The following is a 22,206-nucleotide window of genomic DNA, read 5'->3' as shown; positions in this document are numbered from 1 at the left end:
TAAGGGGGAAATGTCGCTTTTTGTCACAGCACTTGCGTTTCGAATCGTCTCCGCTGGCTTCGGTATTCCAACGGTGTAATGCCTTCGGCTTCCTTGAATCTTCTCGAGAAATGCTTGACGTTCTCGAATCCGACGTGTTCACTGATTTCGTAAACCTTCAATTCGGAATGCACCAACAACTCCTTAGCCTTGTCCAACCTTAACCGACGAACATAATTCGAGAAGCTCTCGCCGCTGTATTCTTGAAAGGCATGGCTGAAATAAGAGTAATTAAGCGAAAAATGGTTAGACACGACCGCCATATTTAGATCGTCGGTATAATGCTCCTGCAAATAGGCGATAACTTTTTGCATTGTACTTTGATCGGTTGGCGCCTGCTCCCTCTGATCTTGAATAAACCGATCCAGACGGTCGAGAAGCTGCTCGATTGCGCTGTAATACGCTTCGAATCGATCGAAGTTCCCAATGTGACCGACACGGGCGTGCATACTCAATATGTCGAGTACCTTATACCCGTAGATGCGAAACAGCTTGTCGAACAGCTCCTCGTTCAGTAGCTGGCTAATGCGTTCCAGATAGCCGATCTCGCAGCTGCTAATCAGGCGGGCATCGAGGATTTGATCAAGAAGCTGCTTGATTTCATCCCCGCGTCCCAAGCCGATGAGGTTCAATAAGCGCCCGATTAATTCCACGGGGACGACATGCCGCTCATTACGCTCGCTTATGCTGGCATAAGCCAGTACGTCGAGCTCTGGAAGCACGATGCTATATTTCAAGGTTTGTTTCGCTTGGCTGTACGCCCACCTGATCTGCTCTATGCCTTGAACCGACTCGCTTACCGTGATTCTCAGTCTCGCTTCCAATAGACTCGATCTCCACGCTTCTGCCAGGTGGTGGAATAGGCCTGGATCGTGCGCGATCAAAATCGTTCCGCCTTCACCGTCATGCGTGAGCATCCAATCCACATGTCCTTGTAACAGCTCCGAAATCTGAATCCTGAGAGAAGAAGAAGCGGCGGTACTAATAGTCTCGGATGCCGCGCCGCGCCGCGTAATCAAGCCCACCGTATATCTTGCGTCCAACCAGCCCACGCCGAATTGCTCAAGTTTGTCTTGCGTTATCGCATCGCCCAGGACCCTTTGGGTCAAATGCTGGGTAACGAGCTCGGCAGCAACAAGGCTTGCATTTTCGCTCGCCTTGTCTGCTTCGTCTTCTCTCATCCTGATATCCCTTATTAATCGCTCCAGGACAGCAAACAATTCTTCGCGTACCACAGGCTTCACGAGATAATCCTTCACGCTGTAGCGAATCGCTTTCTGCGCATATACGAATTGATTATAGCCGGAGAGCAAGACAATCTCGGGCCTTACGGCATGCTCTTGCAATTGCTCGAGCAATTCAAGCCCATCCATAATGGGCATTCGGATATCGATGAACATAATATCCGCCGGCTCCTGGCTCAGGATTTCCAACGCCTCTTGTCCATTCTCTGCGAAGCGGTAATTGAACAGACATGGAAACTGCCTCTCGATCACCGAGTGCAAGCCCTTGCGAATAATTTTCTCGTCGTCGACAATCAGCAAGTTAATCATAGTTGTCCAATTCCCCTCCCATGACCCGATTAGGCAGCGTCATTATTATGCGTGTATAGCTTCCTTCCTGACTCTCGATCTGTATCCCATACTCGGTCCCGTAGCTCATGACTAAGCGTTGATCGACATTACGCAGACCGATTCCATTGCTATCGGGGTTATCTTTGTGTACGAATAAGATCCGGGCATCTTGGTAAGAGGACTCTTCCATCCGGAGCATCCGATTCAATAAGTCCAACTTCTCTATTGATATGCCGCAACCGCTGTCGGTGATCTCTATAACGCAAGTTTGATCGCATTGGACTGCGGAGATTGTAATAACAAGATTCCCGTCCCTAGAATGCATACGACTCATCCCATGCTTGATTGCATTCTCGACTGCGGGCTGCAGCGACATTTTGAGCGATTCCTGCGGGAGGCATTCCGGCGCAATCGACAATCGGAGATCAAGTCTTCCATCATAACGGATATTCATGACGGAAATATAATGCTGCACGTGCTGAATCTCGTCGCTGAGCATCACATGGTCCTGCTTCCACTCCATCGAATACCGCATCATGCCGCCCAGCGACGTCATAATGTCCGATATAAGGAATTGGCCTTCGATCTCTGCAAGCATCTTTACATTCTCTAGCGTATTGTAAAGAAAGTGCGAATCGATTTGATTCTTCATCGCTCGAAGTTCGGCTTCTTTGCCTGCAGCTTGCCTAGCCGCTTGCTCTTGAATGAGCTCGTTGATCTTCAGAATGAGTTTGTAGTAATGAAAGCCCAGCTGCCCTACCTCATCGGTGCCGGTTATCGGCGGCAATACGATGTCAAAGTTACCGCTTCTTACCTGATCCATCGATTCTTTTAAAGCGTTAAGCCTACGCAAAATCATGGCCTGCATCGAATAAGACAGCAGCACGAGAAATGCCGCTAATAACAGAATAAGTACAATATATCGAACTCTCGAATGGTGAATGCCGACCATCGTGTCTTCAAGGCTAACCATATTAACTAGATGTACGTCTATCGATGGAATATACATTTGAAGTGCCAGGTAGGACTTTCCGTCAACTTTAAACTGTACCTTCTCATCTAACGTGTTATTCGTCAGCTTCACGTTGTTCATCAATTGCTCCATGCTGTGCTGCTTAAACACAGGTGAAGACGCCAAACTCATGACTTGTCCGTTCTTTGCTATTACGATTAGCTGAGAATTCGCATTCTGCACGCTGCTGAACGTCTGAGAGAAGAAATTCGACAGCTTCATCGATATCTCTAAAGTTCCGTTATGCGTTACGTTATCCGGATATTTAAATTCCTGCAGATACATGATGACGGGCTCATTCGACGATGGTTCGGACGGCAAACCGGTAGGAACGATGTCATCCGTATCGATTTCCCATAGCGGCAAACCTCTCTGCTTTGTTACTCCATCATGCCAGGGCTTGTTTTGAATACGCGATTCCTGTAGGATAATCGGCCAAATCTCATTCACATACTGGTTGTCCGTGAACAACCGGACATTCTCGATACGTGGATTGTTAAACAGAAAGTATTGAAAACTGTTTACCACATCACTCTTAATATGAAGAACATGGGCTGCATCTTGAATCGTATCGACTTGCAAATAATTGTTCATATTCCGATTGGATAACGCAAGCTGACCGGTCCAGCCCATCAGCTCCATGCTATTGTCAATGTTCGCCTTCTCGACCGCCAATACATTCTCGTTGTTCTTCGTCAATTCTTTCATAGCCTTGGCGGACTCTTCATTAAGCGCATACCAGGAGAAAAGAATAACCGGTATAAAGATAACGATCATAAATGACAAAATCAGTTTGACTTGAAGCGAAAGTTTATACGTAAATGCACGTATCCTTAAAAACCATCGGATAACCGCAAATCCCATTTCCTGCTTCACATCCTGCTGCGTACTCAAGTTCTATGGAGCGAACACCGACTCCAGCTTCTTTACGTTTTGTTCATAAGCTTCTTGTCGCTTCGAGAGAATGGCTTCATACTCGGGAGCTTTTTTTATGGCGTTCATGTACTCGGAGAACAATTTGTCAAATTCAGCATCCGATTTGGACATCAGCAGTTTTGGCAGCGTCTCGGCCCACAGCCGCACGTTTTTGTCTTCCGCTATACCTTCCTTCGACGTCGGATCCAGATCCAAGTTATCGAACTCGGACATGCTGATCGTCTTCCCTTTCGTCCAATCGGCAATTTGTTTGGCGGGCTCAGCCTCCATTCCGGTCTGCCATGCTAGGTTCATGTTCGTATCCATGAGCATCCAATACATATAGGATGCACCATATTTGTTATTAAAGGCTTGACGGTCGGTGGTAAGTAAATGCTTGACCTCAGGCAGAAACTGATCTTTACCATTTATCGTATCGTAAGTCACGCCCTTTTCTCCCAAGAACAGATCTTTGTTTCCCTCTTCGCTGAGCAAATAGCTGAGGAAGGCAAGTGCCCGTTTCTTATCCTTGACGTTCTTCGAGATAAGCGTGACCGTCCAACCCGAAATGCCATTTCCCGCAAGCGTCGGCGCCTCATGCGCATCATTCGCCGGACCATCGATTGCGATATACACTTTATTCGGATCCTTTTGGTACAAAGCCTGGTTAATCTCCGTAAAATCGGACCATTGATATAACATCGCGAAATAACGCCCTTGCGCTATTTTCTCATCCTTCTCGAGTCGTTTTTCATCGATATAAACATTTGTCGGCATCAGCCCGTCCTCGTTCGCTTGGCGAAACATTTTCAGCCATTTCAAATAAGTCGGGTCGCTTCGACGGTCGTAAAGCTGGCCGTTTTTTTGCTGCGGAATGGCTAAAAAGTTTTGAAGATAAGCATCCAGCGAATAGTTGCCGGTTTCCGTAAATTCATGCAGGCCGATCGGAATGAGCGGCTGCCCGCCTACTTCCGGAAACTTCTTCTTCGCGGCCTTCAATGCGCCGAGAAACCCCTCCGGCGTGCTCATATCCGGCTTTCCAAGCGCTTCATACATATCTTTCCGAACAACAAGGGTCTGATTAGACGTATAAAGCTGGCCGTATTTTTGGTAATCCGCAGGCGATGATGACGCGTTCGGGTAGCCGTATACATTTCCGTCGGCCTGCGTATACCAGCTCAACTTTGTGGGGTCTGCCACTTTAAAGAAATAAGGATCGTACTGGTCCGCCAGCTTATTCAATGGAAGGACCATGTCGTCCTTGATCATCTTCAGCACGGAGTCCTCGTACCAGCCTAGCGTGATGAAATCAGGGAGTGCCTTTGCGGCCATCATGGTATTGAGTCTCTCGCCGGCGTCGCCGGCAGGTACGATAAAATTCAAGCTGACGCCCGTCTTCTTCGTTATGTAGTCCGAAACGGTGTTTCCTCCCCACTTGCTGGTAAACCAATCGAAATTGATATACCAGTCGAACGTTATCGGTGTCGTATCCGATTTCCAAGCAGGCTCATCCTTGGAAGAAGGCTCCGTTCGAGAAACGGTTGCCTTCGCGACTCTGTCATTGGACCTCGAATCATTTTCAGGCGTGTCACCGCTTGACGTGCCCGTGTTCCCGGAACAAGCTGTTAATGTCCAGCATGTCATCGTAGCTAATAATAGCATTGCTAACTTATGCATGTTAATCATTCATAATTCTCCCTCGTACGTGTTGTTATAAGCATAATATACAATCTATGGAATAAAATACCATATAAGCCAGCTTGATAGCTCTAAGTCTGACTTAATTGATAGTATAAAATGTTTAGTAGCAAACGACAAGAGAACGCAACTACATTTCGGCAGCGCCGCCAACTAAAAAAAGCGAGCATGACAAGAGGTGACCCTTCGTCTTGACTCGCAAATTCATTGGTTAAGAAAAAAATAATCGATCCATTTCTGAACGGAAGCATTTCCGTAATGGCGTTTTTTATAAACAAGCTTCATCTCGCGAACCGGCGTTGGATCTACGAGACGAATCATTTTCAATTGCCGGCCAGAAACGTGATCGAATGAAGAAACAGGAAAAATGGCTACTCCCATCTTCTGCAATACCATAGAAAGGAGAATTTCCGTGGATGTCGATTCGAACACCGATTGCAAGGACTTGCTTATCTTAGAACTGAAAGAATGAAAGTACTCAATTAATTGGATATCCCCTACCAGCAAGGATGTTTCTAACTGTTCCAAGTCTTGAAGAGAGACGAAGCTTCGACCTGCCCATGGATGATCGGCATAAACGAACAATGCCTGTTCCTCTTTATATAGATGCATCATATGAATTTCTTTGTGGGGATCATGATTATCCGTAATTCCGATATCGATACTGCCATTCAATAATTGCTGCGCTATATTTTCAACGCTGGTAAATTTCAATTTAATATCGGGATACTGTTCATGGAAATTCGAGAAGCGAGGGATTAAACAAAAGAAATCCATAGGCGAGATGCCTATCGTAAGTTTAGTTGTCCGAGCCAAAGCGCTGCGCAGCTCGCGAGTTTCTTTCTTCGATTCATCGATGAGCCTCATCACGGAGAGCGCTTTTTCGTAAAGTATTTCCCCGTCGGCCGTTATTTTCACTCCTCTGCCGAATCGCTCGAACAAAGGGGTTTCGACTTCTGCCTCTAAATATCGAATCTGTTGACTTAAGGTAGGTTGAGAAACCATCAAAACTTCCGCAGCCTTCGTAAAGCTTCCTTCTTTGCAAATTTGAATAAAACATTCTAATTGCCTGAACACAAAAGATTCACCTCAGCCTCGTTTAGGTATGCATTCATTGCTTGTACGAATAAGCGTGCCGTAGACTTCATGGCCACTGAATTCAAATAAATTAGCGATATATCCCAACAAGGAACATGGCCTTCCAATCTCACCATGCGCAAGGAATCATCCCGAACATTTTCAAGCAAAGATGCAGGTACGAGAGAAGCGCCAAGTCCGCGACGAACCCAATGAACCAATACCGACGTGGAGGACGTTTCTATGATCGACTTCAAATTAAACCCGCAAGAGAAACAATACATGTCAATCAGCATTTTGTTTTGCTCTCGGAACATGATTGAATTCATTTGCTTCAAAGATTGAAAGGGGATTGCAAATTGATTCGCTAAAGGATGATCCGCGCGAACCAACAGCGACATTTCTTGTCGGTACAAATGGTTCGACTTGACGGAAGCATCCGAAACGGCATGTGCAGCGATCCCGACGTCTATCCTCTGGTCCAAAACTTCTTTCTCGGCATCCTCCGCATCCGTTATGCTCAATGAAATATGCGGGTACTGTTGGTGAAATCGCATAAAGTAAGGAGCAAGATATTCAAGTTCAGCGGGACAACATCCGATAGAAATTGTTTCTCTGGCCCTGCTGTTACGGCCGCGAATTTCATTTCTCGCCTCATCAAGAAGATTCAAGATGGCGGTGCCCTTATTCAATAAAATTTTTCCCGCTTCCGTTACTTCGACTCCTCTGCAAACCCGATCGAACAATGGACTATTATACTCGTCTTCCAACACCCGCATTTGTTGGCTTAGCGTCGGCTGCGTCACCCCTAACGCTTCCTTGGCTTTCGTGAAACTCCCGGATTTACAAATTTGAACGAAATATTCCAGCTGGCGCAATTCCATATGTTTCACCCTTGGTTTTTAGAGTCTTACACCTATATACGTATTATATGAAGGAATCTGCCTGGTAATAAATCCGCTGGATTTCAGGTTAAGGTTGCCGGATTTTAGGTTCGGCGCGTGCGATTTCATGCAGATTCGTAAAACGGAATCAAAAATATCCCCTCCAAAGCCTCGCTCGAACCTCCATGGCAGCATGGCGGTAATTCGAGTGACGACTTGAAGGGGATACCGGACGAATAGCGGCTTCAACCTGTGTTAGAGGTCACGAATAATGAGGTTTCGATACCGAGATTTCCCTTACTGCGATAGCCAAGAATTAGCCAGCAGCATCGCTCCGCGCGCGGCATTCGTATCCTTTAATGCATTCAACATGACAAAGTCATGGATAATCCCTTGAAAACGCACGGCCGTCACGGGCACGCCGGCTTCTCTGAGCTTGTTTGCGTAGGCTTCGCCTTCATCTCGCAGGACATCGGCCTCGGCGGTGATAATAAGCGCTTCCGGAAGTCCCTTTAACTGATCGATCGTTGCCCGGAGCGGCGAAGCGTAAATTTCGTTCCTTTGTTTCGGATCCGTCGTATATTGATTCCAGAACCATTTCATGGCGTCCTGACGCAGGAAATACCCCGTAGCGAACTGCTGGTAAGAAGGCGTATCGAAACTAGCATCGGTAACGGGGTAGAAGAGCAGTTGTTTGCTAATCTTGGGCCCATTGCGGTCTTTGGCCATCAATGTGATTGCCGCCGACATATTTCCTCCCACACTATCTCCAGCGACTGTAATTTCCTTCGAATCGAGTCCAAAGTTTTTCCCATCGCTCGCTACCCACAATAGCGCATTATAAATTTCTTCGATAGCGACCGGATATTTCGCTTCTGGAGAAAGATCGTAATTCGTAAAGACCACGGCTGATTGCGAACCGACGGCCAGCTCGCTAATTAGACGCCCATGCGTAAGAGCATCTCCGAATACCCAACCCGCTCCATGCGTATACAAGATGACAGGCAGATCCTGCTTGACGTCCTTCGGACGAACGATCGTAAGGGATACGCTGCCTTTCGGACCGCCCGGGATCGTCAGATGCTGCAGATCGACGTCCGGCATCTCCACGTCGCCCGATTGCACTTGATCCACGGCTTTTCTTCCCGCCTCCGGGCCGAGATCGAATAAGTAAGGAGGGTTGGCCGTATCTTCTACGAACTTCTGGGCAGCCGGTTCAAGCACCGCTTTGTTTGAAAGTGGGACGGTATTATGTCCGGACGCTGCGGGGCCGATCCATATCTGTTTTTTCTGATCGTCGTAGTCGATCGAAGCATGCATGGCATCCGCCAGGGCGCGAACCGGCAGATAAGTCGCGTCCTGATAGCTGATCGGCAAGACCTTATTGCCCTTCGCATCCGCAGGAACGTAATTTGCGCCATTGGCCTTGAAATGAATGTCGCTGTTCAAATACGCCGTGATCATCTGCAGTTTGCTTCCGGCATACACGCCGACTCCGCCGGACATTGTCATCCCCAGCGCCATCGCGATCAAGACGGCTGTTTTCATTTTCTTCTTCATTAATCGCTCTCCTTTGTTTTTTCTGTCTTGAAGCAACGCATTCGCTTCTGTACTTCAGTCTATAAGCAGACATTTCGTCCATCAATAAGGTTATTTCTATACGAATCATCGCGTTTTCTTATGCATTTTATGCATAGCGACTGGAATTCCATAGGATCTTCTCCTCACGACAAATAGCCCCGTTTGCACAAAAGGGGCCGTTTAGTAACCATTCACCTTATAGAAGCTTCCTCCATGGACGCATACGCGGTTACGTCCCTGCTGCTTCGCAATGTATAAAGCTTCATCGGCCTTGCTGAGCAGCTGTGATAACGTCTCCTCCACCCCGTTGCCGGCTTCCGCAACGCCAAGGCTGACCGTAATGGAAATATGCCCCACTGATGCGGCAAACGGTTGCGCGGCCGCCATTCGCATTCGTTCGGCAAACGCCTCGCCTTCAACTGCACCGCAGCTCTTTCGTGCGAATACGAATTCCTCCCCGCCGTATCGGGCAAACAGCTCCCCTGCTTGCAACTGTGACCGGCATGCCTGGACTACGTGCACTAGCAACTGGTCCCCTGTCAAATGTCCGTAGGTGTCATTGACTTTTTTAAAATAATCGACGTCCATCATTACAACGGTAAATGCTTCGAAGTCCTGCCTGGCTTCGGCAAGCATTTGACTGCCTCGTTGAAGAAATGCCCGGCGATTATATATTCCGGTCAGCTCATCGCAGAACGCGAGATGCTCCAGTTCCGTATGCCGGATCTTAAGCTTCGTCATATCGGCAGCAATACGCTCGCCATCATACGTTACATGCTCCAGCTCTATATGCAATCTTCTGAGCTCCGTAATATCCGTAAATAAGACCAAGTACCCTTTGTTATCCTCGTCATGTTGCAAAACTGAGGTTCGTACTTGATAGGTTCGCAGCGGTGGATGATCCGATACCGACAGCTGCACGACCATATTACCTGCAGCGATCTCAAACTGTAACGGAAATTCCACTCCGAAGAGCTCCCGCCACACGATCGCAAAAGGATAACCTACCATCTTTTGGTTTAAGTGGGCAAACATATTTTCGCTTGCTCGATTAAATGCAGCCAGCCGATAGCATTTGTCCAGAATGAGCACGCCTTCATTAATCTTGTGGAATAGATCATCCCTTGTAATTGGCATGATCGCAAACATGCGCGTGATGCAGATTGACCCTATGCACAGCAGCAAAAAAGCCCAAATCATAAAGGCCATCAACTCCAAATGACAGGTACAGAGGCAAGGTTTAATTTTTCAATTCTAAGCATTCGTCCCACATATATTTCCATGCTCTTCATTATTTCTTCCGCTTCATCCAGATAGGTTCGGTCTCCGAACATATGAAAGAGCAACATATAATCATTGTATTCATCCAGCCATTCATTTACCTGGCATGCTGCCACGATGATTAACTCCCTTATAGGTTTTAGCGTAGAGATTTTGCGCGGATTTCCCTTTTACGTTCCGCCATGATTGCGAACATGCCTTGCTAACCATCAAACATGCAAAATCCCTGCTTTCTCCGATTGTCTTTACGACGACATTCCAAATCGTTCGAAGCCCATCGCATGACTACATCATATTGAAAGGCAACTCTATCGATCAATTCTATTCTTTCTATACAATCTATAGGTACAAACTATAGGAATGACCAACCTTACCCTATAACTTCTCCCGATCTGTTTTATAGATAAAACCGTATTGATCGATAATATGTTTTATTCGTAAAATGAATCAAACGCCCCGTCCTTTGGAAATCTCTCGAAAAGAGGCGGCATCGCGGCCGCCTCCTGTTGTACATGTATTGAAGCCGTTTCCTCGTCAGGATTCCAGCGATTCCTCTTCCTCATGGATTAACAGCTTTCTTCAGTCCTTCGAAGATAACCTGCGGCCTCCAGCGTTACGATGCCGGTTTGCCCGACATGCCCTTTAGCGATCAGCTCTGTTGCGACCGCGAGCGGAATACCGACGTTGCGCGTATAAGCCCGCAACTCCTCCCAGCCTTCTACTGTGCCATCCGAAGCCGGATGCGTCAGCGTATGCTTCATGCGCTTGCCGTCCTTTGTCCCGGTAACCTCGCTATGCAGGGCATACCCGTACATCTCGGTTTCCTTGCCTTCCTTGGATTGATACAAATACGCGGAGATGCAGTCCATGATGCCGGCCAGCGCCTTGGCGAGCGTCTTCGTCTCCGCATGCGGAATAATGTACTGCGTTGCCGTTCCGTACGGCTCCGGCAACGTAATCTCCCGCGGACGTCAAGCCAAACTAAAACAACGCGCACCGATTGAGTATCGATGCGCGTTGGCAGCTTAACTTTTTTCATTTGTCTACTTACTGGTATGACCATATTCGCGGCCTTTACTGAGATAATATTCTTATCACCAGACAACGTAACAGTAACGGCGGTTCGCATCTTTTTCTATATACCACCCTTGCACCGTCCAATAAAAACGGCTGCTGATCGTTTGACCGGCTGCCGGATATCATCATTGAACTATCGTATCCCGAGATATGTATTAAATATTGTGCATAAGATTAATGAATTCTGAGCTTAAGTGAAGCAATCTCTAAAATTTCACTTTTATCTTTAGAATCTAATTCCCGATACACTTGAAGTAATCTAGATTCCATATCAGAGAGTTCTTTATCTCCTATTTGCATATTACCTGTTAAAAGCAATTCTAGGGAACAATTAAATGTTTGATGAATGGATACTACAGTATCTATTGAAGGCTTACATTTCCCAGATTCAATATCACTCAAGCTTCCCTGTGAAATCCCTATCCTTCGTGAGAATTCATTCTGATTAAGCATGTTCAGCTTTCGTAGACGTCTAATGCTTCCCCCAATATCATACACATCGCTCGCCTCCACCAAACCTAATTAGTTCGGGTTTGTCTCATCATACGGTATAGAAAAGAACCCCTCAATTTCATACTTAAAAATAGAATCTGTAAAACCATATTCGTAAGCAAAACTCCCCAGAAGCCTTAATTCACGGGGAGTTTCACATTCTTCACGATGTTATAACTTGTCTCAAATCATCATATAAACAGTCGCAATTGATGTTATAACCCACAACCCAACAACAGCTTCGCCCCTTAAGGCGCATATCGCCGCTGCCGCATGGCCTCATACAACAACACCGTCGATGCCATCGCCACGTTCAGCGATTCCGAACGCCCATGCATGGGAATAATCATCCGCGTATCGACTTGCGCGAGTGCCGCCTCCGACAATCCGTTCGATTCGCTGCCGAGCAGCAGCCATGTCGGTCCGCGCCAATCGTAGCTGTAGCAGGTAGCCGAAGCCTGGAGGCTTGTCCCCACGAGGTGAATGCCTTGGCGCTTCGCTTCCGGGAGCAGCTCCGTCAGATCGGCTTCGACGACGGGAATATGGAATAACGATCCCATCGTCGAGCGTACCGTCTTCGGATTATACAGGTCCACGCAGCCCCGGCCGAGGATCACCGCATCCGCGCCGACCGCGTCCGCGCTGCGGATAATCGTGCCGACGTTGCCTGGATCGCGAACGCCGTCCAGTACGACGACGAGCGAGTCGGACCGGTACAGCGGCGCGTCACCCGCCGCCGTCTTGGCCACAACGCCGAACACGGGCGGCGGCGAATCCGTCCCCGTGCACTTGGCCATGATCGCCGGCGTGACTTCGATCAGCTCGCAGTCGGTTTGTCCCAGCAGCGTCCGCAGCTCGCCGGGGACGCCCCGCTCGGAGTCGATGACGATCGTCTCAACGTCGGAACCGGCAAGCAGCGCCTCCTGAACGAGATGCACGCCTTCGATCAGGAAACGTCCGCTGCGATCGCGGTGCTTCTTCTCCAGCAGCGCGGCCATCGCTTTCACTTTTTCGTTTTGCAGCGAGGTAATGCTCATCGTCGTACGTTTAGTATTCATGTTCCCCACGCCTCTATTCAGCCTTCCGCATACGAAAGTTCTAATTCGGATAAATCCTCGGTTTTGCCTACGATGACGAGTACGTCGTCCGGTTCGATCACGTCCGTCGCGTTCGGGGTGATGTTCAGCTCGGAGCCCTTCTTGATGGCCAGCACGTTGCATTTATATCTGGCCCGGATATCGAGCTTTAGCAGATTCTTGCCGATCGTAAAGTCCGGTGCCTTCATCTCCACGATGCTGTAGTCGTTCGACAGCTCGATGTATTCCAGGATGTTCGGCGAAATGAGATGATGCGCGACCCGCAGTCCCATATCCCGCTCCGGAAACACGACCTTGTCCGCCCCGATTTTGTTCAGTACCTTGCCATGCAATTCATTTTGCGCTTTAACGATGATCTCGGGCACGCCAAGCTCCTTCAGGATAAGCGTCGTCATGATGCTTGCCTGAATGTCTTCTCCGATGGCCACGACCACGACGTCGAAATTCCGCAGTCCCAGCGAACGCAGCGCGTCTTCATCCGTCGAATCCGCCGCGACCGCGTGGGTCACCCAGTCGGAGACGTCCTGGATCTTATGCTCGTCCGCGTCGATGGCGAGCACATCGAAGCCTAACTCGGATAGCTCGTGCGCCACGCTGGATCCAAACCTGCCCATGCCGATGACGGCATACTGCTTCTTCGCCAAACCGATACCTCCCGTAACCTCTGCCTTGGTTAGCTTATTATAGCATAACTTCCGGCGATAACCGAACGCGGCGCAGCCCCGGCGCGGCATGAATTCACCCAACGGGGGAGATATTAATCGGGAAATCAGGTGATGGAGGGATCAGGTTTGAACAATCTCGATTTGCGGCAAGCGATCGTTAGGCGGGTCCAGGATAAATCCGGCGCGGAATTGACCGACGTCATCGAAAGCTCCATCGGCAGCGACGAAATGGCGCTTCCCGGTTTAGGCGTTCTGTTCGAAATGATCTGGCAGGACAGCCCAGGACCCGAACGAAACCGAATGGTCGAACTCCTGTACAACCATCTTCACCATGCCGAACAGACTGCGCCAAGTCCAAGTTAGCCGGGAGCAGCCACTGCGCTAGTCGGCAAATCGCAAGAACCTGCGTAACCATGCCCTGCGGAAGTCATTCTGCCGCAGCGCGTACCTCATAGTTTGCGGATACGCCGGATGCATGCAGCGTCCGGCGTATCTTTGCGTATTTTGTTACGAATAGTGTCTCTCATTCAAGCCGCAATCATGTAAAGGTTGACGTACAAACAAAGCAGCCTGTCCATTGCGGACAGGCTGCTTTGCGTTTGCGGATTAAGCTGCGTGAATGTCTGCTCTCGCAGCATTTGCCGCGGCTTATGAGGCAGGTGTTTCCTCCAACGCCGGCATCGGCGCAGGGCGCAGGCATGTGCTCTCCATCTCATAATGCTTGCCGTCACGGGACGCGTCGTGGAAGCCATGCATCGCTTCCAGGACATGATACGCCATCGCGCCGTTCGCGCGGTGCTCGCCGCCCTCGCGAATCGCGCGCGCCATGTCGGCCACGCCAATCCCGCGATTGTTGTCGGTGCTGCCGTGCGTCAGCGCGATCTCTTCCCATTCGCCGCCCAGCCGGCGCAGCTTGACCGTGCCGCCGAATGTATTCGGATCCGGCACCAGCAGCGATCCCGCGCTGCCATGCACTTCAATGTTCGGCAGCGAAGTTCCGGCCTTCGTATCGAAGCTTGTAATCAGCGTGCCAACGGCGCCGCTTTCGAAATCGATAACGCCCGCGATATGCGTCGGCGTCTCGACCTTCATGACTTTGCCATGCTTCTTCTCGCTCGTGATGACCCGCTCCGGATAGGGGATGACGGCCGAACCCGTCACTCTGCGAATCGGTCCCAGCAGCGTGATGTAAGCCGTCAAGTAATACGGGCCCATATCGAACATCGGACCGCCGCCGATCTCGTAGAAGAACTCCGGATCCGGATGCCAACCCTCCGGTCCTCCGCCCATCATGAAACCGGATATCGAGATCGGCTGTCCGATCGCGCCGTCATCGATCAGCTTGCGGCAGGTTTGGATACCGCCGCCCAGGAACGTCTCCGGCGCGCTCGCGACGCGCAGCCCTTTCTCGGCGGCCAGCTCGAGCACTCGCTTGCCTTCTTCGCGCGTGACGGCGAGCGGCTTCTCGACGTAGACATGCTTGCCCGCTTCTAGGGCCTGCAGGCAGACATTGGCATGCGCTTTCGGGAAGGTCAAATTGACGACGATCTCGATCTCCGGATCCGCCATAAGCTGCTCCACCGTATACGCTTTAGCCAAGCCGAATTCCTCGGCACGCATCTTCGCGCGCTCCAGATCGATATCGGCCGCGGCCACGAGTTCGAGTTCCGGATAGGTTTTCAAATTCGTAAAATAAATGTGGCTGATATTGCCGCAGCCGACAACACCGACTTTAACAGGCTTCATCCTTCATGATCTCCCTTGGCTCCGAATATAAGAAACAGCCCGCCCGTTAAGGGCAGGCTCTCACCCTACCTGCAATATACACCAATTCGCTTCTTATTTCGACTGCGTTTCCAGCGCCGGCATCGGCTCGGGACGCGAGCAGCGGCTCTCCATGTTGTAATGTTTGCCGTCGCGGGAGGCGTCGTGAATGCCATGCATTGCTTCCAGGACGTGGTAAGCCATTTCGCCGTTCGCACGGTGCTGGCCGCCTTCGCGGATAGCGCGGGCCATATCCGCAACGCCGATGCCGCGGTTATTGTCCGTGAAGCCGTGTGTCAGCTCGATCTCTTCCCAGTCGCCGCCGGCGCGGCGCAGCTTGACCGTGCCGCCGAAGCCGTTCGGATCCGGTACGAGCAGCGTTCCGGCGCTGCCGTGAACTTCGATATTCGGCAGCGAGGTGCCTGCTTTCGCATCGAAGCTCGTGATCAGCGTGCCGATCAAGCCGTTCTCGAAATCAAGCACGCCCGTAATGTTCGTCGGAGTCTCGACGACGATTTGCTTGCCGCGCTTCTTCTCGCTCGTGATCGTGCGCTCCGGATACGAGATGCGCGCGGAACCCGTCACGCGTTCGATCGGGCCGAACAGGGTCACGAACGCCGTCAAGTAGTACGGGCCCATATCGAACATCGGACCGCCGCCGATTTCATAATAGAATTCCGGATCCGGATGCCAGCTCTCGTGGCCGCCGCAGATCATGAAGCCCGTCGCGGAGACCGGCGTGCCGATGGCGCCGTCGTCGATCAGCTTGCGGCAGGTTTGGATGCCGCCGCCCAGGAACGTTTCCGGCGCGCTTGCAACGCGCAGTCCTTTCGCTGCAGCCAGCTCCAGCACTTGCTTGCCTTCCTCGCGCGTCACGACGATCGGCTTCTCGACATACACATGCTTGCCGGCTTCCAGCGCCTGCAAGCAGACGGAAGCATGGGCTTTCGGAATCGTCAGGTTCACGACGATTTCGATCTCCGGGTCAGCCAAGAGCTGCTCGACCGTATAGGCCTTAGCCAGGTTGAACTCCACAGCGCGTGCTTTCGCGCGTTCAATATCGATATCGGCAGCAGCGACGAGCTCGATTTCGGGGTATTTCTGCAGATTCGTAAAATAAATGTGGCTGATATTGCCGCAGCCGATAATGCCTGCTTTAACTGGCTTCATGATCGGTTCCTCCCACGTGGATACGTTCTATGATTGATTGAGTGTTGAATGTAAAATGAATGATTAACGGGCTGCCCATAGGAATCCGCGGCGCATCAGTTCAAGCGTCTGCGGCATTGCTACGATATCTGCTTGATGGCCCAGCGAATTATAGTACACCCGGCCTTGTCCCCAATTCTTCGTCCATACGACCGGCATCTTCACGTCGCCGAAGCTCGTCGTCGCATGTACCTTGACCGCAGGATCGACATGCATATAGTACTGCTCGGAGACGACCTCGAAGTCGCCGATGCCGCTCGTCAGCGGGTCGTTGGCGTCAACCAAGTTCACGTCGTAATGCACGCCGTCGTTGCCCGGATGAGCAACCCACTGGCCGCCCACCATGAACTGGAATTCCGTCTCGTTGCGGAAGGAATCGCCCATGCCGCCATGACAGCCGGCGATGCCGCATCCCGCTTTGACGGCATCCAGCAGCGGACGCAGCTGTTCTTGCGTAATCTGGCCCATCGTCCATACCGGTACGATCAGGTCGAGGCTTGCCATCAGTTCCGCGTCCTCGAACGAAGCGAGCGTATCGGATACCGTGACGTCGAAGCCTTCCTCGCGCAGCAAGCCCGAGAAGATCTCCCCTACTTCCTTCGGCTGATGGCCGTCCCATCCGCCCCATACGATCAATGCTTTTTTCATGTCTGTTCCATCCTCTATATCATATTAGGCTTACCCTGCTGAAATTGAATGAAGGTTTATATGAATGAACGCAAACGCGAACGCTAACGAATGATCGAACGGTTAACGCAGCTCCGAGATCGCGACCCAGCGGCGCTCCTCGATGGATTTGTCGACCGCTTCCAAGACCGCTTGGCATTCCACGCCGTCCACGAAGTTCGGCACCGGCTGGCGGTCTTCGGCAATCGCGTTCATGAATTCGACCATCTCGTGCGTGAACGTGTGCTCGTAGCCGATCGTGTGACCGGCAGGCCACCAATTTTCGCTGTAAGCATGCGCGGCATCCGTTGCCAGGACGCGGCGGAAGCCTTGCACGTCGTCGGCGTCGTCCGTAAAGTATACTTGCAGTTCGTTGACGCGCTCAAAATCGAACTTGATGCTGCCTTTGCTGCCGTTGATCTCGAACGAATTCGTGCAGCGATGTCCAGGCGCGAAGCGCGTCGCTTCGATGCTGCCGAGGGCGCCGTTCGCGAACCGGGCCAGGAACAGCGTCGCGTCGTCGACGGTGACTTGGCCTTTCGGCGCATCGGCGTCGCCTTTTGCGCTGAGACCCGTCATCGTCGTCGGCAGCGGACGCTCCTTGACGAACGTCTCGCTCATGCCGATGACTTCTTGGAATTCGCCGACCAGGAAACGAGCCATGTCGATGACATGCGCGCCAAGGTCGCCGTGGGAGCCGGAACCGGCGATTTCCTTCTGCAGGCGCCACACGAGCGGGAATTGCGGATCGACGATCCAGTCCTGCAGGAAGAAGCCGCGGAAATGAAAGATTTTGCCGAGGCGGCCTTCCGAGACAAGCTTCTTGGCGAGCTGGACAGCCGGTGCGAAACGGTAGTTGAAGCCGACCATGTGCTTGACGCCGGCCTTCTCCGCCGCGTTCAGCATGTCGATCGAATCCGCCAGGTTGAGGGCCAGCGGCTTCTCGCAGAAGATATGCTTGCCTGCGGCCGCGGCCGCGATCGCGATTTCCTTGTGCGCGTCGCTTGGCGCATTGATGTCGACCACGTCGATATCGTCGCGCACGATAAGATTGCGCCAATCCGTCTCCGCGCTTTCCCAACCGAACTGCGCGCGGGCTTGCTCAACGCCGGCGGCGTCGCGGCCGCAAATCGCCACCATCTGCGGGCGAGTCACGTTCGGAAAGAACATCGGCAGCGCGCGATAGGCATTGCTGTGCGCTTTCCCCATAAATTTATAACCGATCATGCCTACTCGAATATTGCTCATCGTTTCGTTCCACCTCTCATTAAGTTAGGTTGATAAGAAATGCTCGCATCCATTTCGGACGAGCTCCGAGTCTTACGGCGCCGAGGAAGCGCGTTCAATCAGCTTCACGGGCAGCTTCACGTCGAAGGACCCCGATCCTTCGGCGTTCGTTACGAGATCGAGCAGCCTCGAAGCCGCTTCGCAGCCGATTTCGAAGAACGGTACGCGGATCGACGTCAGGGGCGGGTCCGTCATCCGCACAAGATCGGAATCGTCGCAGCCGATGAGGGCTACCTCATCCCCGACGCGAATGCCGAGCTCCTTGAGTCCCTGCAGCAGCCCGATCGCCATACGGTCGTTCGCGGCAATCACGGCATCGATTTTACGTTCGCGCACGAGCGCTGCAACCGCTTTCGCTTGCAAGTATCCGCTTTTCCGGCTGTAATTGCCTGTCAGCACCTGCACGGGATCGAATGCCAGCCCCGCTTCCTCCAGCGCATCCCGGTATCCCTGCAGCCGATCCTGGCTGTTTGAATACACTGAAGGTCCGTTCAGGAAACAAATGCTGCGGAAGCCCTGTGTCAGCAAATGCCGTGCTGCATCGCGGCTGCCGGCCTGCTGATCGGCATCCACCGAATTGTAGGCTTCGCCCTCGAAGCGCTGATTGACGAGACAGAACGGATAGCCGCCTTCCTGCAGCTCTGTCAGCGCGGCGCGTTCGGACGGTACGTCCTGCGCGCCCAGGATGACGCAGCCGTCGATCTTCTGCGTCCGGAACAAATTGGCGTAATCTCTCGGCTCATGGGGCTCGCGGAAGAGCAGCAGCAAGTCATACCCGCGCTGTTTGGCCGTCATGCCGATGCCGCTTAGCACTTCGGAGAAATAATACGTCGAGAACAGATTGACCTTCGGCAGCATCGGCAGAATGACGCCCAAGTTCCCGCTCTTGCGGAGCGCAAACCGCTGCGCGAGCGCGCTTGGCACGTAATTCAGCTGCTGCGCCGCCTCGATGACCCGTTTCGCCGTTTCCTCCTTCACTGCTCCGCCGCCGCTCAGCACGCGCGAAACCGTCGCCTCCGACACGCCCGCGAGCGCAGCGACTTTTTTACGGATAAGTCCTTCCTCCCGTTCAGCGTCATGCTTCAAATGTACACGCGTACATTCTCTCATGGCCTCCTACTCTTGTCAACGGCGAATCGCGTCAGCGAGTGTTATATTTTAGTAATTGTACTAGTAATTCCTTGTCGAATTCGAATGGTTCCTTTATACTAGGTGAGTCGAAAATATCAGGATTACATTTAAAGGGGAATGGTAGTTTTGAATTATAACATCGCGCAAAAGAGCCAATTGGATACCCGCGAGCTGCTCCTTTTGGACCAAGAAGTACGATCGCAGGGCAAGAGCATGCTTGTGGCTTATATTCTATGGTTCTTCCTGGGCGGCTTCGGCGCGCATCGTTTCTATGTAAAACGAACGGGAACGGCCATCGTTATGCTCATCCTGACGCTGACGATCGTCGGGGCTGTGGTAACCGGCATATGGGCGCTAATCGACGCGTTTCTGCTGCACGGCATCGTCAAAGAAGAGAATGATAAGCTGGAAGGCCGAATCCTGAACGACCTGTTGTCCCAAAAGCATTTCAATAATGCGATGAGCCGCTAGTCCATGCTGAATAAACAGGACTTGTCCTTGAACGAGCTGATGCTCCTGAACTCCGAGCTCCGGCGCGCGGAGAAATCGGCGGGCGTCGCCTATCTGATGCTGCTGGGCGGCCATTTTGGACTCCATCGTTTCTACCTGAAGCGTAAAGGCTCGGGTGCCGCTCAGCTGACCCTCTTCGCCGCTGCCCTTTTCTTCTACCTCATCAGCATCGTCGCATCTGCTTCGGATTCTACCTCGCTCATGATCGTATCCTTGACGTTATGCATTCTGCCCGGACTTGCGCTGTTTGTTTGGATCATCGTCGATCTCTTCCTGCTGCCGAGCATGCTTCGCGCATACAATGCCGCCGTGGAGCAGGATATCATCGCCGCCATCGTGCATCACCGCCGCATGGAACAGCTGGCCGGACGCGGCTGATCCGCACGTCATGAAGCGGATCTCTACAATTGCCGCTGATCTCCGTCCTAACGGTTGAAACCTGCTCACGTCAAAAGAAAGACCTCGCGTACCGCATTGCTGCGGTCGCGAGGTCTTTGTTCATTAAGGCGCCATCTCCAAAAACTTGGAGGTCGGATTCTTATCCATTGCGGTGCGCATCGCGTATTCGTTCTCGAACAGCGCGACGTAGTTGTCTTTCTTATCCTTGACGAGCGTTGAATTGATTCTGTATTTGGACGGGTCGATCTTATCGTCGACGATCCAGCGCGCGAATTGGAATTGCATGCGGTGCAGCATGATCTCCACGCCGTACTCCGAACGCATCCGATGCTCGAATACCTCGAACTGCAGCTGGCCGACGACGCCAAGAATGGTTTCGTCGAAATTGCCCGTGGAATGGAACACCTGAATCGTGCCTTCTTCGGTCAGCTGATCGATGCCCTTCTGGTACTGTTTATGCTTCAGCGCATTCTTGACGGTCACTTTCGCGAACAGCTCCGGAGAGAACGTCGGCAGCTCGTCGAAGACGATCTCGCTTCCCTGCGAGAGGGAATCGCCGATCCGGAAGATACCGGGATCGAACAAGCCGATGATGTCGCCCGGATACGCATTCTCGACGATATCGCGGTCCTGCGCCAGGAATTGCTGAGGCTGCGACAGCTTGATGTCTTTACCGTTACGGACATGGCGAACGCTCATGCCCCGCTCGAAACGCCCCGAGCAGATACGCAGGAACGCGATCCGGTCGCGGTGAGCCGGATTCATGTTCGCTTGAATCTTGAACACGTAGCCCGAGAACTTCTCGCTCGTCGGATCCACGGGACCGGTCGTGCTCTGGCGCTGGGTCGGTGCCGGCGCCAGCTGCAGAAAGTTCTCGAGGAACGTCTGCACGCCGAAATTATTGACCGCGCTGCCGAAGAAGAGCGGCGTCAGCTCGCCAGCGCGAACCTTCTCGTAGTCGAACGGATCGCCCGCAACGTCGAGCAGCTCCAAGTCCGCGATCAATTGGTCGGTCAAATAATCGCCGGCCATCTCGCGAATATGGGGATCGTTATAGTCCTCGACCTTCAGAACCTCGATCGTGGAGTGATCGTTCCCTTTGAACAGCTCTACTTGGTTCTTCATCCGGTCATAGACGCCGCACAGCTCGCGGCCCATGCCGATCGGCCAGTTCATCGGAACGGCCCGGATGCCCAGCACCCGCTCCAGCTCTTCCATCAGCTCGAACGGATTTTGGCCCTCGCGGTCCAATTTGTTGATGAACGTAAAGATCGGAATGCCGCGCTTGCTGCAAACTTGGAACAGCTTGATCGTTTGCGCCTCGACGCCTTTCGCGACGTCGATCAGCATGACCGCGCTGTCCGCGGCCGTCAGCGTCCGGTACGTGTCTTCACTGAAATCCTGGTGACCAGGGGTATCCAGAATATTGACGCGGTGGCCGCTGTAATCGAATTGCATGACGGAGGACGTAACGGAAATCCCCCGCTGCTTCTCGATCTCCATCCAGTCGCTCGTCGCGTGACGGCTGGCTTTGCGCGCTTTGACCGATCCCGCTTCGCGGATAGCGCCCCCGAACAGGAGTAGCTTCTCCGTTAGTGTCGTTTTACCCGCATCCGGGTGGGAAATGATGGCGAACGTGCGCCGTTTCTCGACTTCCCGTTTAATTTCGTCCGTAATAGTTTTACTCATGATAGTTCCCTTCGTCTCTCTTTTCCATTGCCGCCGAGCACGAACGCGAGGACCTGTACGTCAGGGGTTCCCCTTGTTCAAGCGGCGCTATGACAATATATAAAGTGCCTTTAAGATCATCCTTCATCCTTCAAGCGCTGCCGCCTTACGCGCCGAGCA

Annotated in this window: 20 protein-coding genes and 1 pseudogene; 3 read left to right on the top strand and 18 right to left on the bottom strand. The window is 52.0% G+C overall.

What is annotated here, in order from left to right:
• Window positions 1–23: 23 nt before the first annotated feature.
• From GT003_RS28775 to GT003_RS28720, 12 genes and pseudogenes are all read right to left on the bottom strand, one after another.
• A complete protein-coding gene (locus GT003_RS28775) occupies window positions 24–1,592 on the bottom strand; it encodes a response regulator (RefSeq protein ID WP_161704487.1) in 1,569 nt (522 codons plus the stop codon).
• Window positions 1,585–3,489 (bottom strand): sensor histidine kinase, encoded by a 1,905-nt coding sequence (locus GT003_RS28770; RefSeq protein WP_161704485.1) that lies wholly within the window; start codon window positions 3,487–3,489, stop codon window positions 1,585–1,587. The genes GT003_RS28775 and GT003_RS28770 overlap by 8 nt, the downstream gene beginning before the upstream one ends.
• Window positions 3,490–3,522: 33 nt before the next feature.
• Window positions 3,523–5,184 carry a type 2 periplasmic-binding domain-containing protein gene (locus GT003_RS28765; RefSeq protein WP_161704596.1) on the bottom strand — a complete coding sequence of 554 codons (1,662 nt, stop codon included), beginning with the start codon at window positions 5,182–5,184 and terminating at the stop codon, window positions 3,523–3,525.
• Window positions 5,185–5,442: 258 nt separating this feature from the next.
• A complete protein-coding gene (locus GT003_RS28760; RefSeq protein WP_161704483.1) occupies window positions 5,443–6,315 on the bottom strand; it encodes a LysR substrate-binding domain-containing protein in 873 nt (290 codons plus the stop codon).
• Window positions 6,300–7,199: a LysR family transcriptional regulator gene (locus GT003_RS28755; protein ID WP_161704481.1), complete on the bottom strand. Its 900-nt coding sequence runs from the start codon at window positions 7,197–7,199 to the stop codon at window positions 6,300–6,302. Before GT003_RS28755 ends, GT003_RS28760 begins: the two co-directional genes overlap by 16 nt.
• A gap of 297 nt (window positions 7,200–7,496) precedes the next feature.
• Window positions 7,497–8,474 (bottom strand): alpha/beta hydrolase, encoded by a 978-nt coding sequence (locus GT003_RS28750; protein ID WP_338046038.1) that lies wholly within the window; start codon window positions 8,472–8,474, stop codon window positions 7,497–7,499.
• Window positions 8,475–8,960: 486 nt separating this feature from the next.
• On the bottom strand, window positions 8,961–9,980 hold the full coding sequence (locus tag GT003_RS28745; protein ID WP_161704479.1) for a GGDEF domain-containing protein: 1,020 nt from the start codon (window positions 9,978–9,980) through the stop codon (window positions 8,961–8,963).
• An 8-nt stretch (window positions 9,981–9,988) separates the two neighbouring features.
• Window positions 9,989–10,177 (bottom strand): hypothetical protein, encoded by a 189-nt coding sequence (locus GT003_RS28740; protein ID WP_161704477.1) that lies wholly within the window; start codon window positions 10,175–10,177, stop codon window positions 9,989–9,991.
• A 483-nt stretch (window positions 10,178–10,660) separates the two neighbouring features.
• Window positions 10,661–11,032: pseudogene (locus tag GT003_RS28735) on the bottom strand (saccharopine dehydrogenase C-terminal domain-containing protein); the annotation flags it as partial.
• A 280-nt stretch (window positions 11,033–11,312) separates the two neighbouring features.
• Complete coding sequence (locus GT003_RS28730; protein WP_161704475.1) at window positions 11,313–11,636, bottom strand: helix-turn-helix domain-containing protein; 324 nt, start codon at window positions 11,634–11,636, stop codon at window positions 11,313–11,315.
• 242 nt (window positions 11,637–11,878) lie between these two features.
• Window positions 11,879–12,688: a TrmH family RNA methyltransferase gene (locus GT003_RS28725; protein ID WP_239566149.1), complete on the bottom strand. Its 810-nt coding sequence runs from the start codon at window positions 12,686–12,688 to the stop codon at window positions 11,879–11,881.
• A 17-nt stretch (window positions 12,689–12,705) separates the two neighbouring features.
• Complete coding sequence (locus tag GT003_RS28720; protein ID WP_161704473.1) at window positions 12,706–13,371, bottom strand: potassium channel family protein; 666 nt, start codon at window positions 13,369–13,371, stop codon at window positions 12,706–12,708.
• Window positions 13,372–13,518: 147 nt separating this feature from the next.
• On the opposite strand from GT003_RS28720, the gene sspI reads away from it, so the two are divergent.
• Complete coding sequence (gene sspI, locus GT003_RS28715) at window positions 13,519–13,755, top strand: small acid-soluble spore protein SspI (protein ID WP_161704471.1); 237 nt, start codon at window positions 13,519–13,521, stop codon at window positions 13,753–13,755.
• Window positions 13,756–14,040: 285 nt separating this feature from the next.
• Here sspI and GT003_RS28710 read toward each other — a convergent pair whose 3' ends face one another.
• The 5 genes from GT003_RS28710 to GT003_RS28690 all read right to left on the bottom strand — a co-directional run bounded on the left by GT003_RS28710 (window position 14,041) and on the right by GT003_RS28690 (window position 19,428).
• Window positions 14,041–15,138 (bottom strand): Gfo/Idh/MocA family protein, encoded by a 1,098-nt coding sequence (locus GT003_RS28710; protein ID WP_161704469.1) that lies wholly within the window; start codon window positions 15,136–15,138, stop codon window positions 14,041–14,043.
• Between the two features lie 93 nt (window positions 15,139–15,231).
• Entirely contained in the window at window positions 15,232–16,326 is a 1,095-nt protein-coding gene (locus tag GT003_RS28705; protein ID WP_170312370.1) for a Gfo/Idh/MocA family protein, read from the bottom strand.
• 63 nt (window positions 16,327–16,389) lie between these two features.
• Window positions 16,390–17,013, bottom strand: coding sequence for a ThuA domain-containing protein (locus tag GT003_RS28700; protein ID WP_161704467.1), 624 nt, complete (start codon window positions 17,011–17,013; stop codon window positions 16,390–16,392).
• A 102-nt stretch (window positions 17,014–17,115) separates the two neighbouring features.
• Window positions 17,116–18,279, bottom strand: a complete 1,164-nt coding sequence (locus GT003_RS28695) for a Gfo/Idh/MocA family protein (RefSeq protein WP_161704465.1) — start codon at window positions 18,277–18,279, stop codon at window positions 17,116–17,118.
• 72 nt (window positions 18,280–18,351) lie between these two features.
• Window positions 18,352–19,428: a LacI family DNA-binding transcriptional regulator gene (locus GT003_RS28690; RefSeq protein WP_161704463.1), complete on the bottom strand. Its 1,077-nt coding sequence runs from the start codon at window positions 19,426–19,428 to the stop codon at window positions 18,352–18,354.
• Window positions 19,429–19,575: 147 nt separating this feature from the next.
• Between GT003_RS28690 and GT003_RS28685 the strand changes: the two genes are divergently transcribed.
• Window positions 19,576–19,920, top strand: coding sequence for a TM2 domain-containing protein (locus GT003_RS28685; RefSeq protein ID WP_161704461.1), 345 nt, complete (start codon window positions 19,576–19,578; stop codon window positions 19,918–19,920).
• Window positions 19,921–19,923: 3 nt separating this feature from the next.
• Window positions 19,924–20,337 (top strand): TM2 domain-containing protein, encoded by a 414-nt coding sequence (locus GT003_RS28680; RefSeq protein ID WP_161704459.1) that lies wholly within the window; start codon window positions 19,924–19,926, stop codon window positions 20,335–20,337.
• Between the two features lie 123 nt (window positions 20,338–20,460).
• On the opposite strand, the gene GT003_RS28675 is transcribed toward GT003_RS28680, so the two are convergent.
• The gene (locus GT003_RS28675; RefSeq protein WP_161704457.1) at window positions 20,461–22,047 is read right to left on the bottom strand and encodes a peptide chain release factor 3; all 1,587 of its coding nucleotides are present in this window, start codon (window positions 22,045–22,047) and stop codon (window positions 20,461–20,463) included.
• Between the last annotated feature and the right edge of the window lie 159 nt (window positions 22,048–22,206).

This window comes from Paenibacillus sacheonensis, assembly GCF_009909195.1.
Classification (GTDB): domain Bacteria; phylum Bacillota; class Bacilli; order Paenibacillales; family Paenibacillaceae; genus Paenibacillus_Z; species Paenibacillus_Z sacheonensis.
Note: the sequence above shows the minus strand (reverse complement) of the source record. Positions and strands in the feature narration are given on the sequence as shown.